19 protein-coding genes are annotated in these 23,458 nt (G+C 61.1%); 8 read left to right on the top strand and 11 right to left on the bottom strand.

All coding sequences use genetic code 11. From position 1 onward, the window contains the following. Positions 1–24 precede the first annotated feature (24 nt). Complete coding sequence (locus tag AWB64_RS09735) at positions 25–774, bottom strand: GntR family transcriptional regulator (RefSeq protein WP_060818509.1); 750 nt, start codon at positions 772–774, stop codon at positions 25–27. A 144-nt stretch (positions 775–918) separates the two neighbouring features. Here AWB64_RS09735 and AWB64_RS09730 point away from each other — a divergent pair, with 144 nt between their 5' ends. From AWB64_RS09730 to AWB64_RS09715, 4 genes are all read left to right on the top strand, one after another. Beyond that, positions 919–2,097 (top strand): mandelate racemase/muconate lactonizing enzyme family protein, encoded by a 1,179-nt coding sequence (locus AWB64_RS09730; protein ID WP_060818508.1) that lies wholly within the window; start codon positions 919–921, stop codon positions 2,095–2,097. Positions 2,098–2,259: 162 nt separating this feature from the next. Then, positions 2,260–3,582, top strand: coding sequence for an MFS transporter (locus tag AWB64_RS09725; protein ID WP_060818507.1), 1,323 nt, complete (start codon positions 2,260–2,262; stop codon positions 3,580–3,582). A 213-nt stretch (positions 3,583–3,795) separates the two neighbouring features. Then, positions 3,796–5,361, top strand: coding sequence for a methyl-accepting chemotaxis protein (locus AWB64_RS09720; protein ID WP_060818506.1), 1,566 nt, complete (start codon positions 3,796–3,798; stop codon positions 5,359–5,361). Positions 5,362–5,473: 112 nt separating this feature from the next. After that, the gene (locus AWB64_RS09715; protein ID WP_060818505.1) at positions 5,474–6,643 is read left to right on the top strand and encodes an L-dopachrome tautomerase-related protein; all 1,170 of its coding nucleotides are present in this window, start codon (positions 5,474–5,476) and stop codon (positions 6,641–6,643) included. A 97-nt stretch (positions 6,644–6,740) separates the two neighbouring features. Here the strand turns inward: AWB64_RS09715 and AWB64_RS09710 are convergent, their stop codons facing one another. After that, positions 6,741–7,016, bottom strand: coding sequence for a hypothetical protein (locus AWB64_RS09710; RefSeq protein ID WP_060818504.1), 276 nt, complete (start codon positions 7,014–7,016; stop codon positions 6,741–6,743). 228 nt (positions 7,017–7,244) lie between these two features. On the opposite strand from AWB64_RS09710, the gene cynR reads away from it, so the two are divergent. Then, positions 7,245–8,159, top strand: coding sequence for a transcriptional regulator CynR (gene cynR, locus AWB64_RS09705; protein ID WP_060818739.1), 915 nt, complete (start codon positions 7,245–7,247; stop codon positions 8,157–8,159). Between the two features lie 689 nt (positions 8,160–8,848). Here cynR and AWB64_RS31535 read toward each other — a convergent pair. The 5 genes from AWB64_RS31535 to AWB64_RS09685 form a co-directional block, all read right to left on the bottom strand. Continuing rightward, entirely contained in the window at positions 8,849–9,037 is a 189-nt protein-coding gene (locus AWB64_RS31535; protein WP_157766604.1) for a hypothetical protein, read from the bottom strand. 14 nt (positions 9,038–9,051) lie between these two features. Further along, positions 9,052–11,298, bottom strand: a complete 2,247-nt coding sequence (gene rpoD, locus AWB64_RS09700) for an RNA polymerase sigma factor RpoD (RefSeq protein ID WP_445343909.1) — start codon at positions 11,296–11,298, stop codon at positions 9,052–9,054. 487 nt (positions 11,299–11,785) lie between these two features. Further along, entirely contained in the window at positions 11,786–13,666 is a 1,881-nt protein-coding gene (gene dnaG, locus AWB64_RS09695) for a DNA primase (RefSeq protein ID WP_060818503.1), read from the bottom strand. Between the two features lie 24 nt (positions 13,667–13,690). Beyond that, positions 13,691–14,146, bottom strand: coding sequence for a GatB/YqeY domain-containing protein (locus tag AWB64_RS09690; protein WP_060818502.1), 456 nt, complete (start codon positions 14,144–14,146; stop codon positions 13,691–13,693). Positions 14,147–14,528: 382 nt separating this feature from the next. Then, on the bottom strand, positions 14,529–15,740 hold the full coding sequence (locus AWB64_RS09685; RefSeq protein ID WP_060818735.1) for a BaiN/RdsA family NAD(P)/FAD-dependent oxidoreductase: 1,212 nt from the start codon (positions 15,738–15,740) through the stop codon (positions 14,529–14,531). Positions 15,741–15,852: 112 nt separating this feature from the next. On the opposite strand from AWB64_RS09685, the gene tsaD reads away from it, so the two are divergent. Next, positions 15,853–16,881 carry a tRNA (adenosine(37)-N6)-threonylcarbamoyltransferase complex transferase subunit TsaD gene (tsaD, locus tag AWB64_RS09680; RefSeq protein WP_060818501.1) on the top strand — a complete coding sequence of 343 codons (1,029 nt, stop codon included), beginning with the start codon at positions 15,853–15,855 and terminating at the stop codon, positions 16,879–16,881. A 13-nt stretch (positions 16,882–16,894) separates the two neighbouring features. Here tsaD and folE2 read toward each other — a convergent pair whose 3' ends face one another. The 4 genes from folE2 to AWB64_RS09660 form a co-directional block, all read right to left on the bottom strand. Next, positions 16,895–17,701: a GTP cyclohydrolase FolE2 gene (gene folE2, locus AWB64_RS09675; RefSeq protein ID WP_060818500.1), complete on the bottom strand. Its 807-nt coding sequence runs from the start codon at positions 17,699–17,701 to the stop codon at positions 16,895–16,897. 112 nt (positions 17,702–17,813) lie between these two features. Beyond that, complete coding sequence (dxs, locus tag AWB64_RS09670; RefSeq protein WP_060818499.1) at positions 17,814–19,742, bottom strand: 1-deoxy-D-xylulose-5-phosphate synthase; 1,929 nt, start codon at positions 19,740–19,742, stop codon at positions 17,814–17,816. An 87-nt stretch (positions 19,743–19,829) separates the two neighbouring features. Beyond that, the gene (locus AWB64_RS09665) at positions 19,830–20,741 is read right to left on the bottom strand and encodes a polyprenyl synthetase family protein (RefSeq protein WP_060818498.1); all 912 of its coding nucleotides are present in this window, start codon (positions 20,739–20,741) and stop codon (positions 19,830–19,832) included. Next, the gene (locus AWB64_RS09660) at positions 20,738–21,049 is read right to left on the bottom strand and encodes an exodeoxyribonuclease VII small subunit (RefSeq protein WP_060818497.1); all 312 of its coding nucleotides are present in this window, start codon (positions 21,047–21,049) and stop codon (positions 20,738–20,740) included. The genes AWB64_RS09665 and AWB64_RS09660 overlap by 4 nt, the downstream gene beginning before the upstream one ends. 298 nt (positions 21,050–21,347) lie before the next feature. Here AWB64_RS09660 and AWB64_RS09655 point away from each other — a divergent pair, with 298 nt between their 5' ends. Both AWB64_RS09655 and AWB64_RS09650 read left to right on the top strand, forming a co-directional pair. After that, a complete protein-coding gene (locus tag AWB64_RS09655) occupies positions 21,348–22,454 on the top strand; it encodes an aromatic ring-hydroxylating oxygenase subunit alpha (protein ID WP_060818496.1) in 1,107 nt (368 codons plus the stop codon). A 131-nt stretch (positions 22,455–22,585) separates the two neighbouring features. Further along, positions 22,586–23,455, top strand: a complete 870-nt coding sequence (locus tag AWB64_RS09650) for a sulfurtransferase (protein ID WP_060818734.1) — start codon at positions 22,586–22,588, stop codon at positions 23,453–23,455. Positions 23,456–23,458: the final 3 nt, after the last annotated feature.

Below are 23,458 nucleotides of genomic sequence, written 5' to 3'. Positions count from 1 at the left end.
TGCGTCACGATGTCTGGTCCATGCTCAGGGCAGTTCGTCGCCTGCAACCCAGCGCAATTCGCTGAGATAGTCTTGTGTATCGGTGATCGTCCATGAGCGGCGATATTCAACAGGCGCGCCACGCAGGTCGAACGCGGTACGGACGGATAGCAACACCGGATGACCTGCAGGCAGGCCGAAGTCCTGCGCCACATCACCGGGCAGCAGACACGCCTGCAGGCGATCCTCCACGCGGCTCACCGACACGCCGCACTGCTGTTCCAGAAACGAATAGACAAGATGCGCGCTCGCGCCGTCGTCGCCCCATTCCTGCTCGCCCACGCGCGCGTGAGGAAAGGTGATCGTCTCGACGACGAGCGGGGTATCGTCAAGCGTGCGTCGCCGCCGCAACCGATAGACCCACGACCCCGCCACGAGCTTCAACGCGGCGCATTCGCCGGCGTCGGCCGTGGCGCGTTCGCGCAGCAGAATTGTGTCCACCGGCAAACGCTTCACGCCATTCCTTCGGTCGACAAGACGAAAGAAGCTCGTGAATGCACGCTCATTGGTCGCCCGCGCCACGAACGTGCCGCGCCCGCGATGCCGCGTCACCAGGCCCTGCCCGCTGAGTACGTCGAAGGCCTTGCGCACGGTCCCCACGCTGACTCTCAACTCCTTGGCAAGCGCCTCTTCTCCCGGCAGCAACTGACCTGGCAGCCATTCGCCGCCGACAATACGTTCGCGCAGATGCCTTGCCAGACGCACAAAGGCCGGGCTGAGATCGAGAGGGTCCATGCGCGAATTCTATATAGAATGTAGAAGCAACGCTACAGAATTTGATTCCCAAAGCCCGGCGTTCTTCATAAAGTTCATCTCGACGTTCACAGGGCGCGAGACCGCGTCCTGTCGACCCAGACTTTCACGCCGTCGAGACCCTTAATGAATCAAAACGTCCATCGCATCACCTCCGTCGAAGCACTGCACATCGGCCAGTTCCTTTATGCCCGCATCCGTACCGAAGCCGGTCTCACCGGGTACGGCGAAGCGGGCTCGTGGGGACATATCGAAGCGGCCAAGGCGGCGCTCGAAAAGTTCGGCAAATACCTCGTCGGTCAGGACGCGAACCAGATCGAGCTGCACTGGAACGTCATGCAGCGCTTCTCGCACTTTCGCGGCACCGCGGTCAACGCGGCGGTATCGGCTATCGATATTGCGCTGTGGGATCTGCTCGGCAAGCGCCTGCAAGTGCCGGTCTGGCAACTGCTTGGCGGCGCTTATCGGAACAAGCTGCGCGTGTACGGCCACGTCTATGCCGAAACGCTCGACGAAGTGCTGGCGGAATGCCGCCGTCTGCGCAGCGAAGGGTTCACCGCGGTCGGGCATATCAACCCGTTTCTCGACGAACCCGAAGGCGAGGCGTATTTCCGCTCGCACGCGGGCAAGGTGCGCGACGCGAAAGAGCGCGTGATGGCGTTCCGCGAGGCCGTTGGCCCGGACGTCGACCTGCTGATCGAAATGCACCGCCGGCTTTCGCCGGCCGAAGCAATCGCCATCGGTCAGGTGCTCGAACCGCTCACGCCGATGTGGCTCGAAGACCCGTTGCGCCCCGAGTTCTATCCGCAGATGACGACAGTCGGCCACGCGATCCGCGTGCCGATTGCGACGGGCGAGCGCTTCTCCACACCGGCCGAGTTTCATTTGCAGCTTGCAGGCGGCGGCGTGCGCTATGCGCGCACGTCGGTGTGTGTGTGCGGCGGCATTACCGGCGCGAAGAAAATCGCGGCGCTCGCCGAAGCGCAGAACGTCGACATCGCGCCTCACAACCCGCTCTCGCCCATCAGTCTCGCAGCGTGCATGCAGGTCGCGGCGGCCGTCCCGAACTTTGCGATCCAGGAGTATCCGACGGGCTTCGAGAACCTCGTGCTGAAGTCGGGCCAGAAGCTGCTTGGCTCGGATCTGGTCAAAGGCCATCCTGTGCCGAAAGCGGGCTTTATCGCGGTGCCGGATGCGCCGGGGATCGGTGTCGAATTGCACGACAACGTGGAAGCGCTGCGCGAACCGCTCTATCGGCCGGTATCGATGCGTCGCACTATCGACGGCGCGCCACTCGATCAATAACGCAAACAGCGCTCACCATGCTTCATCTCATCATCGGCCTTGCGTCCTTGCTCGTTGAGTTCAACGAAGCCGCTGCCGCAAGCGGTGAGATGGCCGAGATGGGCGGCGGCCCGCGCGGTTCGCGAGCCGCACGATGAATAACAAATCAACCAGGAGACCGCCATGAACCACACGACGACAGAGGTCCAGGGCGTCGGCAGGAATCGTTGGCTCATCGTGTTGCCGATGACTTTCGCCGTCTACATGCTGTCGTATTTCGACCGCGTCAACATCGCCATGGCGTTGCCGCACATGTCGAAGGAACTCGGCCTCACATCGGTTCAGGCCGGCTGGGTTGGAGGCGCTTTCGCGTGGGGCTACGCGCTCACGCAACTGCTCGCCGGCTGGCTCTCGCTCAAGTTCGGCGCGCGCCGCCTTGTCGCAATCTGCCTTGTGTTGTTCGGGGGCGCGGCCATGCTGACAGGCATCGCGCATTCGTTCTGGCAAATACTGGCTGTGCGCATACTTCTCGGCTGCGCCGAAGGCCCGGTCTACGCGGCGACCTCCATGCTGCTCGCGCAATGGTTCATGAAGGCCGAGCGCGGACGCGCATTCGGCATCTGGAACCTGGGCGCGCCGCTCGGCGGCTTTCTCGCGGGTCCCATTTCCGGCGCGTTGATCTCGCATTACGACTGGCGCGTGATGCTTATTGCCGAAGGCTTGCCCGCCTGGATCTTCTGCGCCGTCTGGTTCAAGGCGATTCCGCCGAGCCTCGACCTTGCGCGCTGGCTCGGCGGCGAGGATCGTGCGTTCATCCAGCGCGATCTCGTCGAAGAGCAGGCCGCTTACGCCCAGCCCGAAAGCGATCCGTGGTGGACCATCTTCAGCGAACCAGCCGTGTGGCTTTTGACCATCGGCTTCGGGCTCAACACAATCCTGCTCTACGGTACGACCTTGTGGCTGCCGTCCATACTGAAGTCGTATGGAACACTAAGCGAAACGACCATCGGCTTTCTCGCTGGCGCGCCGTTCGTGATGTCGATGCTCGGCATCTACTACATCAGCCGCCGCTCCGACCGTCATGGCCAGGAACGCCGCTGGCATGCCGCCGTGCCGACCATGCTGACCGGGGTCCTGATGATCGCCGCCGCTTTCGTGCCGGCGCCGCTCTTCTGGCTGCAGATCGCTCTCTTCATTGCGCTGGGCTTCACGCTGAAGATGCTGATGCCGCTCGTGTTCGCACGTCTCACGGAAATCCTCCCTATGCGCAAGGCCATGCCGGCGGTGGCGTTCGTGAGCGGTGTCGGCAATCTGATTGGCCAGTTCCTTGGGCCCTTGATGGTCGGCTACGTGCGCTCGCTGTCGGCCGACTATAAGCTGTCGCTGCTGGCGCTTGGTCTGTCGGCCCTCGCTGGCGGGATCGCAATCGCGCTGTCGAAAACGGCTGCGGAACGGCTGCCGGGTCACATCCAGGCAGGCATGCACGCCGCCGACGAAGCGAAATAGCATAAGCCGCCGCATACCCGATCCAACCGTGCAAAAGCGCATTTCCATTCCGTTCATGGAAGGAAACAGCGAGACAGGTTGATCGGGTAACCATGCGCCCGCGTCCCTCCTCCGTGCTTCATGGCATCGACAATTCGTGTTGCTTACCGCACTCAAGTTTTCCGTTCAATGGTCGTAAACCATGGATCGAGACATTCAGGCAAAGGCGTGACTATGAAACGATTAGGCATCGGCGGCAAATTGTGGATCACGCTGGGAATCATGTGGGTGGGCCTTGTTGTGCTGGGCGGCTGGGCGTCGCTGAAAAGCAAAGACTCGATGCTCGAAGAGCGGGAAGCAGGCGTCAAGAATATCGTCGAGAGTTCGCTCAGTATTCTCAAGGTGTATGACAACAAGGTCGCTGAACATGCGTTGTCCCTGCAAGAGGCGCAAAGCGCAGCGCTTAAGGAGCTTGGGTCCATCAGATATGGCAAGGACGGCTATCTGTTCGTCTTCGATCCGCGGCCCGTCGTCCTCGCAATCGGAAATGCCTCGGTCAAGTCGCTGATTGGCCAAAACGTTTCGGAGCGTGCAGACCCCAACGGCAAGCACTACTACGTCGATCTTGCGAAAGCAGCTGCGGCCGGAGGCGGTTTCGTCACCTATTCGGGCGTCGCGCCCGGTAATGGGGCGCTCGTGCCGAAGGTCAGCTATGCGGCGCAATACACGCCCTGGGGATGGAATGTCGGATCGGGCGTGTTTCTGACCGATATCGACGCAGCATTCAAAGCAAATCTGATCAAATATCTGGCGATACTTAGTTGCATTGGTTTGCTTGTCTCGGTCGTCATGTTCTTCGTGATCCGAAGCATCAAGAGCAGTCTCGGTGGCGAGCCTGCTTATGCCGCAGGAATTGTCGAGCAGATTTCAGAGGGCGATCTGTCAGTACAGGTCAATCTCTCGAGCTCGGGTACAGAAAGCCTGCTTGCAGGCATGGACCGGATGCAGCGAAATCTCGCCGCCGCGGTGCAGACCGTCCGTGAAAGCGCAATGTCCATAGACGTGGCGTCGCGTGAACTTGCATCGGGCAACACCAATCTGTCCACGCGAACGGAACAGCAGGCTGCGTCGCTTGAGGAGACCGCCTCAAGCATGGAAGAACTCGCCGCCACCGTCAAACAAAACGCCAGCAACGCCCAGCAGGCAGCAGAGCTTGCGAGGGGAGCGTCGGAGTTGACGGCGCGCAGCAGCGGGTTCGTGGCCGAACTGGTCTCGACAATGCATGCTATCGGCCAGCAATCCGACCAGGTCGGGCAAATTGTGGCAACGATTGAAGGCATCGCCTTCCAGACCAACATTCTCTCGCTGAATGCTGCCGTGGAAGCCGCTCGCGCCGGCGAACAGGGACGCGGCTTCGCTGTCGTGGCCAATGAAGTCAGAACCTTGGCCCAACGCTGCGCGGCCGCGGCCAAGGAGACGCGCGCGATCATCGATACATCGGCGAGCACCGCCCTGGGCGGCTCCAGCATTGCCGATAAAACCGGCGCCGCCATGCAGGACGTCGTTGATGCGATTACCAGCGTAGCGCGCATCGTGGCTGAAATCTCGTCCGCATCCGACGAGCAGCGAGCCGGAATTGAACAGGTTCATCAGGCGATCAATCAGATGGACGAGGTCACGCAGCAAAACGCTGCGCTCGTCGAGCAAGCCGCGGCAGCCGCGGGTTCGCTTACCGATCAGACGCGCAGCCTGCAGGACGCAATGTCCGTTTTTAAACTTTTGGATACCGCGAGGGCATAACCAGGGGCTTGGCACGGATTGCGCACTTCGATGCTTGCCTCAAAATCGATTCCGTCTTCGCGCGTATTATGGGTCGCTTCTATCTGCTACACCTTTAAACAAAGGAGACAGTATGAAGAGCGTCCCTACACGGTTCAACGTTCGCCGCCAGGTGTTGGCAAGCATCGGATTGCTTGGGCTCGGCACGGTCCTGCCCGCCCATGCATTGGGCAATCGTGAGCCGAAGCTGGAAACCGTCGCCAGCTTCGACGATGACTTCCGATTAGTCGGTATCGCGGTGTCCCGCACGGGCCGTGTGTTCGCTACAGCGCCCGCGTCTGTCAAGCGATCGCGCTACATCATGGTCGAAGTCGATCCCGCTACAGGCGCGCTCCGGCCGTTTCCCGATGAAAGCTGGAACGTGTTCAAGCCTGCGGAAAGCGGGCACCGACAGTGGATTTCGGTGCAGGCGCTTTGGGTCGACGAACAGGATCATTTATGGGCGCTGGATTCGTCGCTGCCATCGGTCGATCAAAGCAGCCAGCCTCCCAAGCTGATCGAGTTCGATCTCGCAACGAACCAGATCGTGCGTGAGTTCAGCTATGAAAAAGTGGCAACTCCCAAGGACTCGCTCAACGATATCCGCGTGGATCTCAAACATGGCTACGCGACAATCAGCAACGCGGGCAATCAAGGCGGGGTGGTATTAACGAAGCTCGATAACGGCGAATCGCGCATGGTTCTGGCGGGCGACCGGTCGAGCGTCTCCGATCCAGAACAGCATCTGATGTTCGGCGACAGGATAGCGCGCAAGTTGGACGGCGGCGTGATCGTGTTGCAGACCGACGGGATTGCGCTGTCTCCCGATCGCGCGTGGTTATATTACAGGCCGCTAACCGATCACCACTATTGGCGCGTCCCGACCGCGGCGCTCTACGACACATCGCTATCCGCCGATGAACTCGCAAAGCGCGTGCAATACCTGGGCGACTACGCGCTTACTGGCGGCCTCATCATGGGTGGCGACGGCGTGCTGTATGGCGGCGATCTGGAGAACCGGACCGTTGTCGCGCTCAACGTGGTCGAGCGCAAGGGCAAGCCCGCGCTCAAGCAACATACGCTGGTCGGGCGTCACGACGAATTGTCGTGGGCGGACGGCTTCGCCATACAAAACGGTTACTTGTACATTGCGGACTCTCATCTGCACGAGACGAATTTCTCGAACGGATATCCGCGCAAGGGCAAGTTCGCGATCTTTCGGGTTCGGCTACCTCGCCAGCCGGCGAATCTGCCGGCGGGTTGAAGCTGAAACGATTTGAGCGGGATCCTGGGGTTTGGCGGCGACCGGACGTTTGTTGGTACCGATACCGGAATCGCGCCATGCGAAGCTTGTCACGCAATCATCCTGCAGCTTGTCGCGAAGTCCTGTCAGCAGCAAGCCTCCCCATTGCGGCCGGACGAGCCGGCGATGCCTGCCGCGGAGCACGCTGCGGTTTCCCGGCCCGGCGCACGGAGCCGGGCGGTTTTGTCGACACATCCGCGCTTGCAAGACCCGCAAAGCGGCCATGTTCCTCCGCCTTTGCCAGGACTTCCTGAGGAAGCAGTTGCGCCATCGCGAACGTAGCGAACGCGCCAACCGCGACGAGGATAATTGAAGCCACAAAGACAGTTTCCATCTTGCTCCCCTTTTAATGATTGCCGCGGGACCGCTGAGTCGCGCGTCCGGTTTCGCAAGGCGAGCGCACCTATACAATCAGCAACGAAGCCAATGCCGATCCAGACGTAAGGCCCCGACCACGGCCACGACGGATATCGCGGAATAGAGGTGATTTTGCCGCGTGCGACTTGCGTCGTCCAAGACTGGATACGGATGGAGGCTATAACAAGAGCTTATGGAGACCATCATGTTGCTTCGCCATATTCGATACTTGATGGCAGTCGCCGAGCAGGGCAATTTTACCCGGGCAGCAGAGACGCTTCGCGTGTCGCAGCCCGCGCTGTCGCAGCAAATCCGCCAACTCGAAAGTGAACTAGGCGGGCAGCTTTTCGACCGCAGCGGCAGGACAGTCCGGCTGACCGATTTCGGCTCAGCCTATGTGGACTACGCACGGCGCGCCCTTCTCGACCTCGAGGCGGGACGGCGGGCACTAGACGACGTCAGGGACCTCACGCGTGGACACGTACGGGTCGCCGTGACACCGACGTTCACGGAATATCTTGTCGGACCGCTTGTCGGGCAGTTCCGGGACCTGCACCCCGGGGTAAGTATCGAGCTGTCCGAGAGTCCGCTGGAAGGCATTGAGACAGCATTGAACGATGATCAGATCGATCTCGGGATTGGCTTCTCCGACGTGCGCTCCGAAGACATTGAAGTGGAACCGCTATTCAGCGAGCGGCTGACGCTGGTGGCGGGCGGCGCACATCGCTTGACGCGCACGTCGTTGGCCGTCATACCAAGCCAGCTCGCGGAGGTTCCGCTTGCGCTCCTGACGGGGAACTTCGTGTCCCGTCGTTATGTGGACGACTATTTCCTGGCACACAGGATCAAGCCGGACATTGCGTTGCAGGCAAATTCGATCAGCGCAGTGCTCAAGCTTGTCCGGCGCGGCGAGATTGCGGCGATCTTGCCCAGCGCCATGCAGCACGAACATGGCGACCTGTCGTACGTGCCGCTCGACCCGCCCTTCCCCACTCGCACGGTCGCGCTGCTTCGGCGACGGCACGCTTATCGCACGGTGGCATCGGTCAGGTTCTGCGCGCTGTTGACCGAGATGCTGCTGACCGGAGAGCTTTCGAACCTGAAGACTTTTGCGGCGTGAGCGGCATTCCGTGCGCATGACGCGAAATAGACCCGATGGGCTCGACCGAACGTTGCAACGACCGGGCTGACGAGGCTTAAATGGTGAAGTGTGCAACACATGCAAGCCGAGTCCGTCATTGCGCGTGAAGCGCGCGCCGACTGACCGGAATCCGACGTCGTGCCAGAAGTAGCCGTCGGTCAGTCCACGCGACATCATTTTCCAAGGCTGCTTCCACTGCCTCTGCCTAAGCGGGAACTACATAAAACTACAAGCAAAAAAGCCACTCCGAAGAGTGGCTTTCAGGTGCTTGGTGGGCCTCCCGTGAGTCGAACACGGCACCAACGGATTATGCTTACCAAACTATGTCTTTCGACACCCTTTTCAGGTTTGTGGTCTGGACTGTCTCTTGTCTTTACGACTCGCCCGTACAGTCTCTACACCTTCCCAATTCCTTCATTGGGCTTGGCTCGGGATTGGCATTGTGACTGGCACAGAAGCGTTCCCCGACTTTGAGCGATTCTACCAAGGGGCAGAGCTAACTTGCCCCAAGGCAACCCATTCATGGCTCACCATGCCGTGGTGCATGGTTTAGGTGAGCCTTTGCTAAGTCCGCTGCTCTAACCAAGCATGAGCTAGAGGCCCGAGTTCGCTATTCTACCTAGGAACGGGCGCGCAGCCTAGAGGCAGCCTGACTGCAATACAACTAGTCACTCCTCGCCCGGCCTTATCCAGCAAGGTTTCCAGAAACATGCCAGAGGATCATGGGCCGACAGGTTATACGAATCAAGCTTGCGGCCCTGTACACCATGCAGCATGCGGATGAATGCCGCTGTCGTGGTGAAGCGGGCTATAAAACGAATGCGGCGGACAAAGTCCGCCGCATTCGGATGCTTCATTCACGCCTCAACCATCAATTCCCTTCAAGGAACGACTTCAGCTTGTCCGAACGGCTCGGATGGCGGAGCTTGCGCAACGCCTTCGCTTCGATCTGGCGAATCCGTTCACGCGTCACGTCGAACTGCTTGCCCACTTCTTCAAGCGTATGGTCCGTACTCATCTCAATACCGAAACGCATGCGCAGCACCTTCGCTTCGCGCGGCGTCAGTGAATCGAGCACGTCCTTCACCACGTCACGCATGCTGGCGTGCAAGGCGGCGTCGGCGGGGGCGACCGTGTTCGTATCTTCGATGAAATCTCCCAGATGCGAATCGTCGTCGTCACCGATCGGCGTTTCCATGGAGATCGGTTCCTTCGCGATCTTCATGATCTTGCGGATCTTGTCTTCCGGCATTTCCATCTTTTCGGCAAGCGTCGCCGGATCCGGCTCAAGACCGGTTTCCTGCAGGATCTGCCGCGAAATACGGTTCATCTTGTTGATCGTTTCGATCATGTGAACCGGAATCCGGATGGTGCGCGCCTGATCGGCAATCGAACGCGTAATGGCCTGGCGAATCCACCACGTGGCATACGTCGAGAACTTGTAGCCGCGCCGATATTCGAACTTGTCCACGGCCTTCATCAAGCCGATATTGCCTTCCTGGATCAGGTCGAGGAACTGCAAGCCGCGGTTCGTGTATTTCTTCGCAATCGAAATCACGAGACGCAAGTTTGCTTCCGTCATCTCGCGCTTTGCCTGACGCGCCTTCAGTTCACCCGCCGCCATCTGGCGGTTGGTTTCCTTCAGGTCCTTGAGCGGCAACACAACGCGCGCCTGCAAGTCGAGCAGACGTTGTTGCTGCTCACGAATCGCCGGGACGTTGCGCGCGAGGATCACGCTGTATCCATGATTCTCGGCGACCACTTTTTCCGACCATTCGAGGTCCGTTTCGCTACCCGGAAAACGCGCGATGAACTCGGCGCGCGGCATGCCGCATTTATCGACGACGGTATGCAGGATCTGACGTTCCACCTGGCGCACTTCGTCCACTTGCGCCCGCAGCGTATCGCACAGACGTTCGACCGTGCGCGCCGTGAAGCGAATGGTCATCAGCTCGCTTTGAATGGCTTCTTGCGCCTTCAGATAAGCCTTCGACTTGTAGCCTTCCTTCTCATAGGCGCGGCGCATCTTGTCGAACCATTCGCTGATCAGCGAGAACTTCTCGAGCGACGCGCGCTTGAGCGCTTCCAGTTGCGCGGCGTTGGCGTTGGCTTGCGCCGTGCTCTCGTCGACTTCTTCCTCGTCCTCGTTGCTTTCCTCGGCTTCCTCTTCGTCCTCGCTTTCAATGGCCTCCGCTTCCTGCTCGGAGAAACCATCGGCATCGGCGGCGTTCGGGTCGATCAAGCCGTCCACCAGCTCGTCCACGCGCGTTTCCTCGTTTTGCACGCGCTCGGCCATGGCAAGAATGTCGGCGATAGTCGTCGGGCACGCCGAAATAGCCATCACCATGTGCTTGAGGCCATCTTCAATACGCTTCGCAATCTCGATTTCGCCTTCGCGCGTCAGCAGTTCGACCGTTCCCATTTCACGCATGTACATGCGCACCGGATCGGTCGTACGGCCAAATTCAGAATCCACGGTGGACAGCGCGACTTCGGCTTCTTCCTCAACTTCATCATCCGACGAAGCCGCCGGCGCGTTGTCGTTGAGCAGCAGCGTCTCAGCGTCCGGCGCCTGCTCGTAGACAGCCACGCCCATGTCGTTGAAGGTACTGATGATTCCTTCAATAGCTTCCGTTTCCGTGAAGTTATCGGGCAGGTGGTCGTTGATTTCCGCGTAAGTCAGGAAACCGCGTTCCTTGCCGAGCTTGATCAGCGCGCGCAGCTTCGCACGGCGCTCTTCAAGCTCTTCCACCGTGCCGGGCGCGCTCGAGGCAAATGCGTCCTTCAGCAGCGCTTTTTCCTTCGCGCGGCGGTCGCGCGCCTTGACCTTTTCGACCTTGGCGGGAGGCGCGGCTACGGCATCCGCTGCGGGCACCGCAGGCTCGGCCTGGACGTTTTGCGCGTTTTGCGTTGCGTCGTCATCGACGGGTACTTCGTTCAGCTTTTTCGTCATGGAGTTCGCCGTACCGGCATTAGTCTCGACTCGCGGCTGCTGGACGACAGCCGATGGAACCGTGGATACTGAATGTGCGCGCGCTGCCTCGTCCTGCGTCGACACGACTTTCCGGGCACTACGCCGTCCGGGGTCCTGCGCCGGACCCCGCTTCACGACGCGCATGCGAGTCTGCTTCGACTCCTGCTTCGTGACGCGTTTCCGGCCCGCATTAGCAGCCGCTTCCGTTGCACTCGCTTGCTTGCCGGCCGAACTTCCGGCCTTCCCCGCCTCGCCCGCCACACCTGACTGGCCGGAAATCCTGCCGGCCCGACCTGTCGACTGACCCAGCGTCTTTTTGCCTGGCGGCCTGACGGCTTTCGCCGCCCTGGCCGGCCCCGCACTCACCGCCGATGCAACCGAGCCTTGCTTCTTAGTGCCCAACGCAGGCGAACTGGAAGGTGACTGAATGACTGCCGCACGGTTTTTGGACGCTCCGGAGGAAGGAACTGACCGGCTCTGGGCCACTGCCCATCTTGACTCGTTCGAGCCACGTGCCGTTGTTTTCTTCCCGCTAGCAGTCTTAACCATGCGTGTCTCACCTCTTTTCGCAAATGAGCACAAAAGTCAAAAAAACAACTTGCTGAAAACCTTTAATTGTAGCATGCGCGATTTAAATGTCCCGACTCACCCCACGTGCCGCCTTGATTTGAGCAGCTTTAACCGATAATTCCGAAAATTCGGCAATTTCTTCTGCCGTCAAGCTGGCTTGCTGCGCCAGTTGATCCAGCCGGCTTCGATAACTATCCTGCCGAAGCTTCACGACGGTTGCCTGCAACTCTTCCGCCAGATGCTTTTTTTGCTCCTGAACGCGCTCGTTCGCCGCTTCATCGGCGGGATCGCGCATCAGCAGGTCTCGTACATTTTCATCATAGGCGAGAATTTCCTGGAAGATATCCTCGTAAGTCGCCGCGTTTGCGGCATTGCGCAACAGATCCGACAACATCTGGAATTCCGCCGCCTCGCCCAATTCCCGCGCGTGCCCGATCACCTCGCTGAACAATTCGCCGTGCTCCGTCATGGTCACGAGCGACTGCTCGCTTTCATGATCGAGCGTTGTATAGATGGACGGATACATCACCAGATTGCGCAACGCGCGTTGCTCATGTCCTTTCACGCGCCGCCGTTCGCTCTTGGGCAACGCGGCCCGGGCAACCGCCGCCGCGCGTGAATCGATATCGCACAATGCCGCAATTTCACCAAACGGCGTATTCAGCCGATCGGCCAGCATGTGCAGGATCTGCACGCGCAGTGCGTTGGCCGGCAGCGCCTGCAGCAACGGCTTAGCGTCGAACAGCGCCTTGGCGCGGCCTTCGGGCTGGTCGAGTTCCTTGTCGTTCAGGATCTCGTTGAGCAGAAACTGCGACAGCGGCATGGCGTGGTCGACCTGTTCGCCAAATCCGTCCGCGCCGAATTCACGCACGTAACTGTCCGGATCATGTTCTTTCGGCAAGAACAAAAAGCGGATCGTGCGGTTGTCTGCAGCATGCGGCAGGCAGGCTTCCAGCGCCCGGCGCGCCGCGCGGCGGCCTGCGGAATCCCCGTCGAAGCTGAACACCACGGTTTCGGTCTGACGAAACAGCTTTTGAACGTGAACCGGCGTGCAAGCGGTGCCGAGCGTAGCGACCGCGTTTGCAAAACCAAGCTGGGCGAGCGCGACGACATCCATATACCCTTCGACGACCAGCACGTAGCCAAGTTCGCGAATCGCAAGCCGCGCTTCGAACAGCCCGTATAGCTCGCTACCTTTGCTGAATAGCGGCGTTTCCGGCGAATTCAGATATTTGGGTTCGCCGCCATCGAGCACGCGTCCGCCAAAACCGATCACGTTGCCCTTCACATTCCGGATAGGGAACATCACGCGTTCGCGGAAGCGGTCGTATCGGCGGGATTGGCCCTGGTTGTCGCTTTTTTCGCTGACGATCACCAGTCCGGCTTCAACCAGGTTGTCGTTTTTGTAGTCCGGAAACGCGCTTTCCAGGTTTTGCCAGCCGTCCGGCGCATAACCGAGTCCGAAGCGCAGCGCGATTTCACCGGTGAGCCCGCGCTTTTTCAGATATTCAATGGCGCCAGGCGCCCCGCGCAATTGCTTCCTGTAAAAGTCGCACGCAGTCTGCATGACCTCGGTCAATGCAACGCTGACCGCCTTGCTCGGTGCGGGTGAGTAAGCTTCGCCACCTGACCCGCCCGCAAGCCGCGACGGTTCTTGCGGAACCGTCAAGCCGACCGATTGGGCCAGTTCCTGTACGGCTTCGGGGAAAGTGAGCGCCGTGTGCTCCATGAGAAAGCTGATCGCCGTGCCGTGCGCGCCGCAGCCGAAGCAGTGATAGAACTGCTTGGTCGGGCTGACTGTGAACGACGGGCTTTTCTCGTTATGGAACGGGCACAGGCCCATGAAATTCGCGCCGCCCTTCTTCAACTGGACGAACCTGCCTACCACGTCGACAATATCGACGCGGTTCAGCAAGTCCTGAAGAAACGAATGCGGAATCACTAAATTGGGTCTTTTGCGATGTCTTTATGAAGCCTGTTTGGCGAGCGCCGCTTTCACGAGGCCCGATACCGCCGTCATGTCGGCACGGCCGGCAAGCTTTGGCTTGAGCACGCCCATCACCTTGCCCATATCCTGCGGGCCCGCGGCGCCGGTCGCCGCCACGGCAGCCTGGATCTCGGCGTTGATGTCGTCGGCCGATAACTGCTCAGGCATGTAGGCAGCCAGGACGCCCAGCTCGGATTGCTCCTTCACTACGAGGTCGTCGCGTCCGGCGGTCTGGAACTGGCTGATGGAGTCCTTGCGCTGCTTGATCATCTTGTCGATGACAGCCGTGATCGCCGCGTCGTCCAGCGTGATGCGCTCATCGACTTCGCGCTGCTTGATCGCCGCCAGCAATAGCCGGATGGTCCCGAGGCGCTCGGTTTCGCGCGCGCGCATCGCGGTTTTCATGTCGTCGGTGATCTGGTCTTTAAGGCTCATTGCTTGGACTCTGCTGATGCTGTGTTGAAAATATCCGGCCGTTCACGGCTCAATGCAAAAACCCGCTTGGGACGTTTCCTCAAGCGGGATCATGAACAGGATGTTGCGAATGCTTGTCGAGCGGGCTCACGCAGCGCCGGACGCATTGGTCCAGCGCGGGTTCGGAAGGGATCGAATTGTCTTTCATGGATCACCACCCCGTTTGCACTTGATTTGCGCTCGGACTGCTTGCTTTGCGCCGATTGCCGCTATGAACGAAGCAGTATAGCAGGTCGAAAACAGGATTTCTAAGCCGGGAACGCGCTTTCCCCTTACCGGATGCTACAAGCGAAAACCATGCTGGTCATGGGTTTGCGGCATCGAGCACCCGCCTCGTGCATGTTCAGGCGCGAACCTGTTCGGCCGCCGCCTTGCCCGCCGCCGCACCCGACGCCCATGCCCACTGGAAGTTATATCCGCCGAGCCAGCCGGTGACGTCGACGGCCTCGCCGATAAAATACAAACCCGCAACGCGCGCGCTCATCATGGTGGCCGACGAAAGCTCGCGCGTGTCCACGCCGCCGCGCGTGACTTCGGCTTTCCGGTAGCCTTCCGTGCCGTTGGGCGTGAGCGTCCAGCGCGACAGGGATTCGCCGAGCCGGCGCAGCGTTTTGTCGGGAAGATCGGCGAGACGGGCATCCGCCGGCACGCGCTGAACGTCCAGCCAGGTTTGCGCGAGGCGCGCCGGAACTCGTTCCGCGAGGAACGTGCCGACCTGCTTGCGCGATTCGCGCTTGGCGGCGATCAAGTCGCTGGTGGCATCGGTTCCGGGAAGCAAATCGATGCAGATCGGCTCCGACGGATTCCAGTAGCTCGAAATCTGCAGCACGCCCGGACCGGATAAACCGCGATGCGTAAGCAGGAGATCCTCGGCGAATTCGGTACGTTGGCGTCCGGTTCCGGCGCCCAATTCCACGGGCACGGACAACCCGGACAACGCCGCGAACGGCTCCCAGTCGGCGGGTGCGAAAGTGAGCGGCACGAGAGCGGGCCGGGTATCGACGAGCTTGTGGCCGAACTGCTTGGCCACGCGATAAGCGAAGTCCGTTGCGCCGATCTTCGGGATGGACAAACCGCCGGTCGCGACCACAAGCGCCGCAGAGGAGATCGCGCCCGCGGTGGTCGCGAGCGTGAAGCGGTCGCCGTCGTGACTGATCGTCTCAATGGTTACCGGCCGCCGCCAGGTCACACCGCCCGCGTCGCATTCGCTTTTCAGGACCTGGATGATCGACTCGCTGGAGTCATCGCAGAAAAGCTGGCCTTTGTGTTTCTCATGCCATGCCACGCGATGCCGCTTGAGCAGTGCGAGAAAATCCTGTGGTGTATAGCGGGCGAGCGCGGAGCGGCAAAAGTGCGGATTCGCCGATAAAAAATTGGCCGGCCCGGCGTTGATGTTCGTGAAGTTGCAGCGGCCGCCGCCGGAAATGCGGATCTTTTCCGCAAGCCGTTCGGCATGGTCGATCAGCACCACTCGACGACCGTTTTGCGCGGCCACGGCGGCGCACATCATGCCCGCAGCGCCCGCGCCGATGACAGCAATATCGTAAGTTTCCATGGCGCGCATTGTAGCGTTTTGATCACCGGGCGACGGCCCGGCCGGCATGAGCGGCAACGCGCCCCGCTGGTATACTGTTTCGCTGCACCAAAAACCCGGAAACCCCCACGCCATGCTTGTTTTAGGCATTGAAAGTTCCTGCGACGAAACCGGCCTCGCCCTCTACGACACCGAGCGCGGCCTGCTTTCGCACGCACTGCATTCGCAGATCGCCATGCATCGGGAATATGGCGGTGTGGTGCCCGAGCTGGCTTCCCGTGACCATATCCGCCGCGCGTTGCCGCTGCTCGAACAGGTCATGGCCGAAGCCGGAACGGCTCCCGCCGACATCGACGCGATCGCGTTCACGCAAGGCCCCGGCCTCGCCGGCGCGCTGCTGGTCGGCGCGAGCGTGGCGAACGCCCTGGCCATGGCGTGGGATTTGCCGGCTGTCGGCATTCATCACCTTGAAGGACATCTGCTGTCGCCGCTGCTGGTGAGCGAACCGCCGCCGTTCCCGTTCGTTGCGCTGCTGGTATCGGGTGGACACACGCAGTTGATGCGCGTCACGGACGTCGGCGAGTACGAAACGCTCGGCGAGACGCTGGACGACGCCGCCGGCGAGGCCTTCGACAAAACTGCGAAGCTTTTGGGCCTCGGCTATCCTGGCGGCCCGGAAGTCTCGCGGCTAGCTGAATTCGGCACGCCAGGCGCCGTGAAACTGCCTCGCCCGATGCTGCATTCCGGCGATCTCGACTTCAGTTTCAGCGGATTGAAAACGGCGGTGCTCACGCACAGCCGCAAGCTTGGCGCGAACGTCTGCGAGCAATCGAAGGCGGATCTGGCGCGCGGTTTTGTCGATGCCGCCGTCGACGTGCTGACGGCAAAATCCATCACGGCATTGAAACAGACTGGCTTGAAACGGCTGGTGGTGGCGGGCGGCGTGGGCGCGAACCGGCAATTACGCGAGGCGCTTTCGGCTGCCGCGAAAAAGCGGCGCTTCGAAGTGCACTACCCCGACCTGTCGCTATGTACCGATAACGGCGCCATGATCGCGCTAGCCGGTGCGTTGAGGCTCGCGCGCTGGCCCGATCAGGCTGTGCGCAACTACGCGTTCACGGTAAAGCCGCGCTGGGATTTGACGTCGCTCGCGGCGGCGTAGATCTTAGAAAAATTCAGGAAACCCGCTTGTCGCGCTCGATCACCGCGTAGGCGCTGTGATTGTGGATGGACTCGAAGTTTTCCGCTTCCAGCACAAACGCCAGGATTCGCTCGTCGGCATTCAGGCGCGTGGCGACATCGCGAACCAGATCTTCTACGAACTTCGGGTTCTCGTAGGCACGCTCAGTCACGAACTTCTCGTCGGGCCGTTTCAACAAACCCCACAACTCGCACGACGCCTCTTCTTCCGCAATCCGGATCAGGTCTTCAATGGCCAGATCGCCCGTGAACTCGGCGCTAATGGTCACGTGCGAGCGCTGGTTATGCGCGCCGTACTGCGAAATCTGCTTCGAGCACGGGCACAGGCTTGTCACCGGCACGAGCACCTTGAGTGACACACGCGTCTCGCCCGCGCGCATCTCGCCGGTCAGCGTGACCTCGTAATCCATGAGGCTTTGAACGCCCGAAACCGGCGCGGTCTTCATGACGAAATACGGAAACGACACCTCGATACGACCCGAATGCGCCTCGAGCTTGAGAAGCATCGCGGCGAGCATCGTCCGGAAAGCGGCCTGGTCGAGCGGTGCGCGATGTTCGTCGAGCAACGCGACGAAACGCGACATATGCGTGCCTTTCTGTTCGGCGGGAAGATGCACGTCCAGATTCCAGAGGCCCACGCCCGGCTGCAATTCGCCAGTCGATGTCCGGACGGTCAGCGGATATCGAACCGCTTTTACGCCCACACGCTGAATCGGGATTTGCCGGATGTCGAGCGAACTCTGGACATCGGGCATTGCAAAGGCGGGATTCATCTGGTTCATTGTATTTCCTTGTCCGTCGCGCGGTTTTTGGTCTGTGGCGCGCGAGGATGCATGCGTGGACGCAATCCGGCGGACGTCCCCGACGTCCACCGTGGCACTGCATTCATCAAGTTCAGGCGACGCGTTTCGTCAGCTTGCCTGTATTGTTTTCGACGTCACGAGATACGGCGTCGTTGAAAAAACGCTCGCGGATCGACTTGGCGATACCCGCGCCGTCCAGCCCGCACGACACCAGCAACTTGACCGGATCGCCGTGATCGATGAACACGTCCGGCAGCCCAAGCTGCAGCACCGGTTTCACGACGGAACTCGCCAGCAGGCTTTCCACGCAGGCCGAGCCCGCGCCGCCCATGATCGCGCCTTCCTCGACGGTCACGAGGAAATCATGAGTCGCGGCCAGTTCGCGCAGCAATTGCGCATCGACTGGCTTGACGAAACGCATGTTGGCGACCGTGGCGTCCAGTTCCTCGGCGGCGGCCAGCGCCGGGGCGACCATCGTGCCGAATGCAAGAATGGCGATACGCGTGCCGGAGCCGGCCTGCTGCGTCGATTCACGGCGGATTTCGCCCTTGCCGAGTGGAATGGCGGTCATCTTCTTGACCGTCTTCACGCCCGTACCCGCGCCGCGCGGATATCGCACGGCCGTGGGATTCGGCTGCTGCAGCGCCGTATAGAGCATCTGGCGGCATTCGTTTTCGTCCGACGCGGCCATCACCGTCATATTCGGTATGCAGCGCAGGAACGCGAGATCGTAGTTACCAGCGTGAGTCGCGCCGTCCGCGCCAACCAGACCCGCCCGGTCGATGGCGAACACCACCGGCAGGTTCTGCAACGCCACGTCGTGAATCAACTGGTCGTACGCGCGCTGCAGGAAAGTGGAATAAATCGCGACGACCGGCCGCATGCCATCGGCAGCAAGCCCGCCCGCGAACGTCACGGCATGTTGTTCGGCGATGCCGACATCGAAATAGCGATCCGGAAAGCGTTTCTCGAACTCCACCATGCCCGAGCCTTCGCGCATGGCCGGCGTAATGCCGACGACGCGGGAATCCTGCTCGGCGGCGTCGCAGAGCCACTCGCCGAAAACTTGCGTATACGTTTTCTTCGATGGCGCCGCAGACGGCTTGATCCCTTCAGCCGGATTGAACTTGCCGGGACCGTGATACAGGACGGGATCGGCTTCGGCGAGCTTATAGCCCTGTCCCTTCTTGGTCACGACATGCAGGAATTGCGGGCCGCGCAGTTCCTTGATGTTCTGCAGTGTCGGAATCAGCGATTCGAGATCGTGACCGTCAATTGGCCCGATGTAGTTGAAACCGAATTCCTCGAACAACGTGGCCGGCACGATCATGCCCTTCGCGTGTTCCTCGAGCTTGCGGGCGAGGTCGAGCATGGGTGGCGCGACCCGCAGCACCCGTTCGACGCCGGCGCGCGCCGCCGCATAGAACCGGCCCGACATCAGGCGCGCCAGATGGCGATTCAACGCGCCGACCGGCGGCGAGATGGACATGTCGTTGTCGTTCAGGATCACGAGCAGCGGCACGTCGTCGGCCACGCCCGCGTTGTTCATGGCTTCGAAGGCCATGCCGGCGGTCATGGCGCCGTCGCCGATCACCGCGATGGAATAGCGGTTGTCGCCCTGCAGCTTGCTCGCGATCGCCATGCCGAGCGCCGCCGAAATGGACGTGCTGGAGTGCGCTGTGCCGAACGTGTCGTATTTCGATTCGCTGCGGCGCGGAAAGCCGGAAATCCCGCCGGCCTGGCGCAGCGTTTTCATCTGGTCGCGGCGTCCCGTCAGGATCTTGTGCGGATAAGTCTGATGACCGACGTCCCAGACAATGCGGTCATTCGGGGTATCGAACACGTAATGGAGCGCGATCGTGAGCTCGACCGTTCCGAGATTCGACGACAAATGCCCGCCCGTCTGCGACACGCTGTCGAGCACGTAGGCACGCAGCTCTTCGGCCAGCGGTTTTAGTTCGTGGCGGTCCAGCGCGCGCAATGCGGCCGGATCGTCGATAGTTTTCAGCAAGTCGTACATCGTCGTCCCATTTTAGGAAAACTGGCGAAAGCCGGTCAGTCCGCAAGCATCTTGCACGCCCGCCGGTTTCGCGTTTTATCGTATGTTTCAGTGCACCCGGTTCACAACCAGGTCGGCCAGTTCGCCCAGCCGGGCGGCCCGCGGGCCATACGGCGAGCCATTCGGCGAGCCAAACGGCGCCAGCGCAGCGTGGGCGTCACGCCCAAGTTGGGCTGCCAGTTCGCGCGATGCATCGAGCCCGATGATCGACACGTACGTCGGTTTGTCGTCCTTCGCGTCCTTGCCCGCCGTCTTGCCGAGCGTGGCCGAGTCGGCGGTGACGTCCAGAATGTCATCCACCACCTGAAACGCCAGGCCGACTGCGGCCGCGTAGGCGTCGAGCGCGCTCATGGCGGCCGCATCCGGCGCTTCGCCACAGAGTGCGCCCATTCGCACGGCCGCGCGCAGCAAGGCGCCGGTTTTCTTTCTGTGCATGGTTTCGAGCTCGGGGCGCGACAGCTTGCGCCCGACGCTCTCCAGGTCGATGGCCTGCCCGCCCGCCATGCCCACCGACCCGCTTGCGAGCGCCAGTTCGCGCGTAAGCGCGGCCTGCTGGGCGGAGCTCAAGCCGTTATTGTCCGCCGTCAGCGCGACGAATGCCTGCGATTGCAGCGCGTCGCCAACAAGCAGTGCCGTCGCTTCGTCATATTGCACATGTACCGTTGGTTTTCCGCGACGCAAGGCATCGTCGTCCATGGCCGGCATGTCGTCATGAACCAGCGAATACACGTGAATCATTTCAAGCGCGGCGCTCGCGGCTTCCAGCGCGGGCGCGGTTGCGCCGGTCAGCTCTCCGGCGGCGTGGCACAGGAGCGGGCGCACCCGCTTGCCGCCGCCGAGCACCGCGTAGCGCATCGCTTCGTGCAGTTTTGCGGGCGCGACGTCCGTGCCCGGCAGGTAATGTTCCAGCGCCGTTTCCACGCGATCGAGGCTCGCGCGCATCCATTGGTCGAAAGTCATAAGTCGTCCCCGTCATCTGCCGATGTGTCCGCGCCCTGGGTGGCGCGCTGAACCTCGGCGGGCAGCGGTTTTAATGTGTCGCCATCGAGCACGCGAACCTGCTGCTCGACCTTTTCTAGTTGTTGCTGGCAAAAGCCGACGAGCGCCGCGCCGCGCCGGTACGCGGCAAGCGATTCCTCGAGGCTCAGCGCGCCGCCCTCCATGCGCGCCACAAGCCCCTCCAGTTCGGCCAGCGCCGTTTCGTAATTCTCCGGGAGCGGCGCGTTCTCCGCGCTAGCCGAGCCTTCCTGCGTTGCGGTCTTCGCCATGAATCGTGGGTGTAATGTCGGATTTTGGGAACAAGTCGGACATTCTACGGCAAAAGCCGCTTTTCCGGCCTCCACCGTGCGCTCACCCATGCCTGTGGCGCGTCTCAGGGTCCCAGCGCTCATCCTTGAGAATTCTCCGCAGTCCAGTAATTTTCCCGGAACTCTGCACCGGGATTTGACCCAAAACAAGTCACCGAACGCCCCATTGAAAGGGTTTTCGTTATAATTCGCGGTCTCCCTAAATCGAATTTTCGATGGTTGGGTTGTTCACTGCTTTCACGTCTTCACGGGAGTGGGAATGTCCAATCTGAGCAATGCATTGCAACTGAACGCCATTCACAGTCAGTTGCCAGTCACGGCTTACTTTGACGAAGCGCTTCTCAAGCGCGAAATCGACACGCTTTTCAAACGCGGTCCACGCTACATCGGGCACGAACTCATGGTGCCCGAGGCGGGAAGTTATTTTGCTTTGCCCGGCGAGGGCGAAGGGCGTCTGCTCGTCCGTAACAAACAGGACGAAATCGAGCTGTTGTCGAACGTGTGCCGCCACCGCCAGGCCATCATGCTGAACGGGCGCGGCACGGCGGAAAACATCGTCTGTCCGTTGCACCGCTGGACCTACGATCTCGACGGACAGTTGCTCGGCGCGCCGCATTTCGCCGACAAACCCTGCCTCAACCTTGGCAAGTCACCTTTGCAGAACTGGCAGGGGCTGCTGTTTGAAGCGAGCGGGCGCGACGTCGCGGCCGACCTCGCCCGGCTTGGGCCCGCCAGGCATTTCGATTTTTCGGGCTTCATGTTCGATCACGTCGAAGTACACCAGTGCAATTACAACTGGAAGAGTTTTATCGAGGTGTATCTCGAGGACTATCACGTGGCGCCGTTCCATCCGGGTCTGGGAAGTTTTGTTTCCTGCGACGACCTGACGTGGGAATTCGGCGACTGGTACAGCGTGCAGACAGTTGGCGTGCACAAGAATCTTGAGAAGCCGGGCAGCCCGATCTATCGCAAATGGCACGACGAGGTGTTGCGGTTCCGCGACGGCAAGCTGCCGGAATTCGGCGCGATCTGGATGGTGTATTACCCGGGCATCATGATCGAGTGGTATCCGCACGTGCTGGTGGTGTCGTGGCTCATCCCGCAAGGGCCGCAAAAGACCACCAACATTGTGGAGTTTTATTATCCTGAGGAAATCGCGCTGTTCGAGCGCGAGTTCATCGAAGCCGAGCGGGCCGCGTATATGGAAACCGCGCGCGAGGACGACGAAATCGCCGAACGCATGGATGCCGGCAGGCGCGCGCTGATGAATCGCGGCGAGTCGCAAGTCGGGCCGTACCAGAGTCCGATGGAATCCGGCATGCAGCACTTTCACGAGTTCTTGCGCCGGCAGTTGGGCGAGATTTGAGGGTGATACGGTTTTGTTAGGAAAGACGGGCTTTGGCCCGTCTTTTTTTGTTTAGACTTGAATCTTAAAGTTTCGCAACGCGCCTTATGCCGCTTGAGCAACGGTGGCCGCGCGTTGCTTCGGGAGCCGTCATGCCGCACACGCACTACACCACGCTTATTTCCGCGGCCAATCTTGTCGAGCGCATTGCCGCCGCGCCTGGCAGCGTGTTCATTGTCGATTGCCGCTTCGACCTTGCCGCGCCCGATGCCGGTGAGGCCGCGTACGCGTCGGGGCATATTCCAGGCGCGCATTATCTGCATCTCGATCGCGACCTATCCGGGGCGAAAACCGGGAAAAACGGCCGCCACCCGCTGCCGGAGCGCGCGGCGCTCGTCGCGAGGCTCAAGGAAATCGGCTTGAACGAAGGCCAGCAAGTGGTCGCCTACGACGCCCAGGGTGGCATGTACGCCGCGCGCCTGTGGTGGCTGCTGCGATGGCTCGGACACGACTCGGTCGCGCTGCTCGACGGCGGCCTGCAGGCATGGCAAGCGGCCGGCCAGCCGCTCGATGCCGAAACGCCGGCGGCGTCGACGGGCACGTTCAAGGCAAGCGCGCCGCTCGCTGTGACCATCGACGTGGATGGCGTCCTGCGCAATCTGAACACCCACGAGCGCGTGCTGATCGACGCCCGCGCGGCCGACCGGTATCGCGGGGAAAACGAGACGCTCGATGCCGTCGGCGGTCATATTCCCGGCGCGCTGAATCGCTTTTTCAAGGACAACCTAGGCGCCGATGGCCGCTTCAAGACCGCGCACGAATTGCGCGAGACGTTTGGCGCGCTGCTCGGCGCAACGCCGCCGGATCGCGCGGTGCTGCAATGCGGATCGGGCGTGACAGCCTGCCACAACGCACTGGCGATGGAAGTCGCCGGATTGCACGGCGCGGCGCTGTATCCGGGATCGTGGAGCGAATGGAGCTCGGACGCATCGCGGCCAGTGGCGACGGGCGCGGCGGCATAGGCA

The sequence above is a fragment of the Caballeronia sordidicola genome, from assembly GCF_001544455.2.
In the GTDB taxonomy this organism is placed as follows: domain Bacteria; phylum Pseudomonadota; class Gammaproteobacteria; order Burkholderiales; family Burkholderiaceae; genus Caballeronia; species Caballeronia sordidicola.
This window is presented reverse-complemented; position numbering and strand designations above follow the sequence as displayed.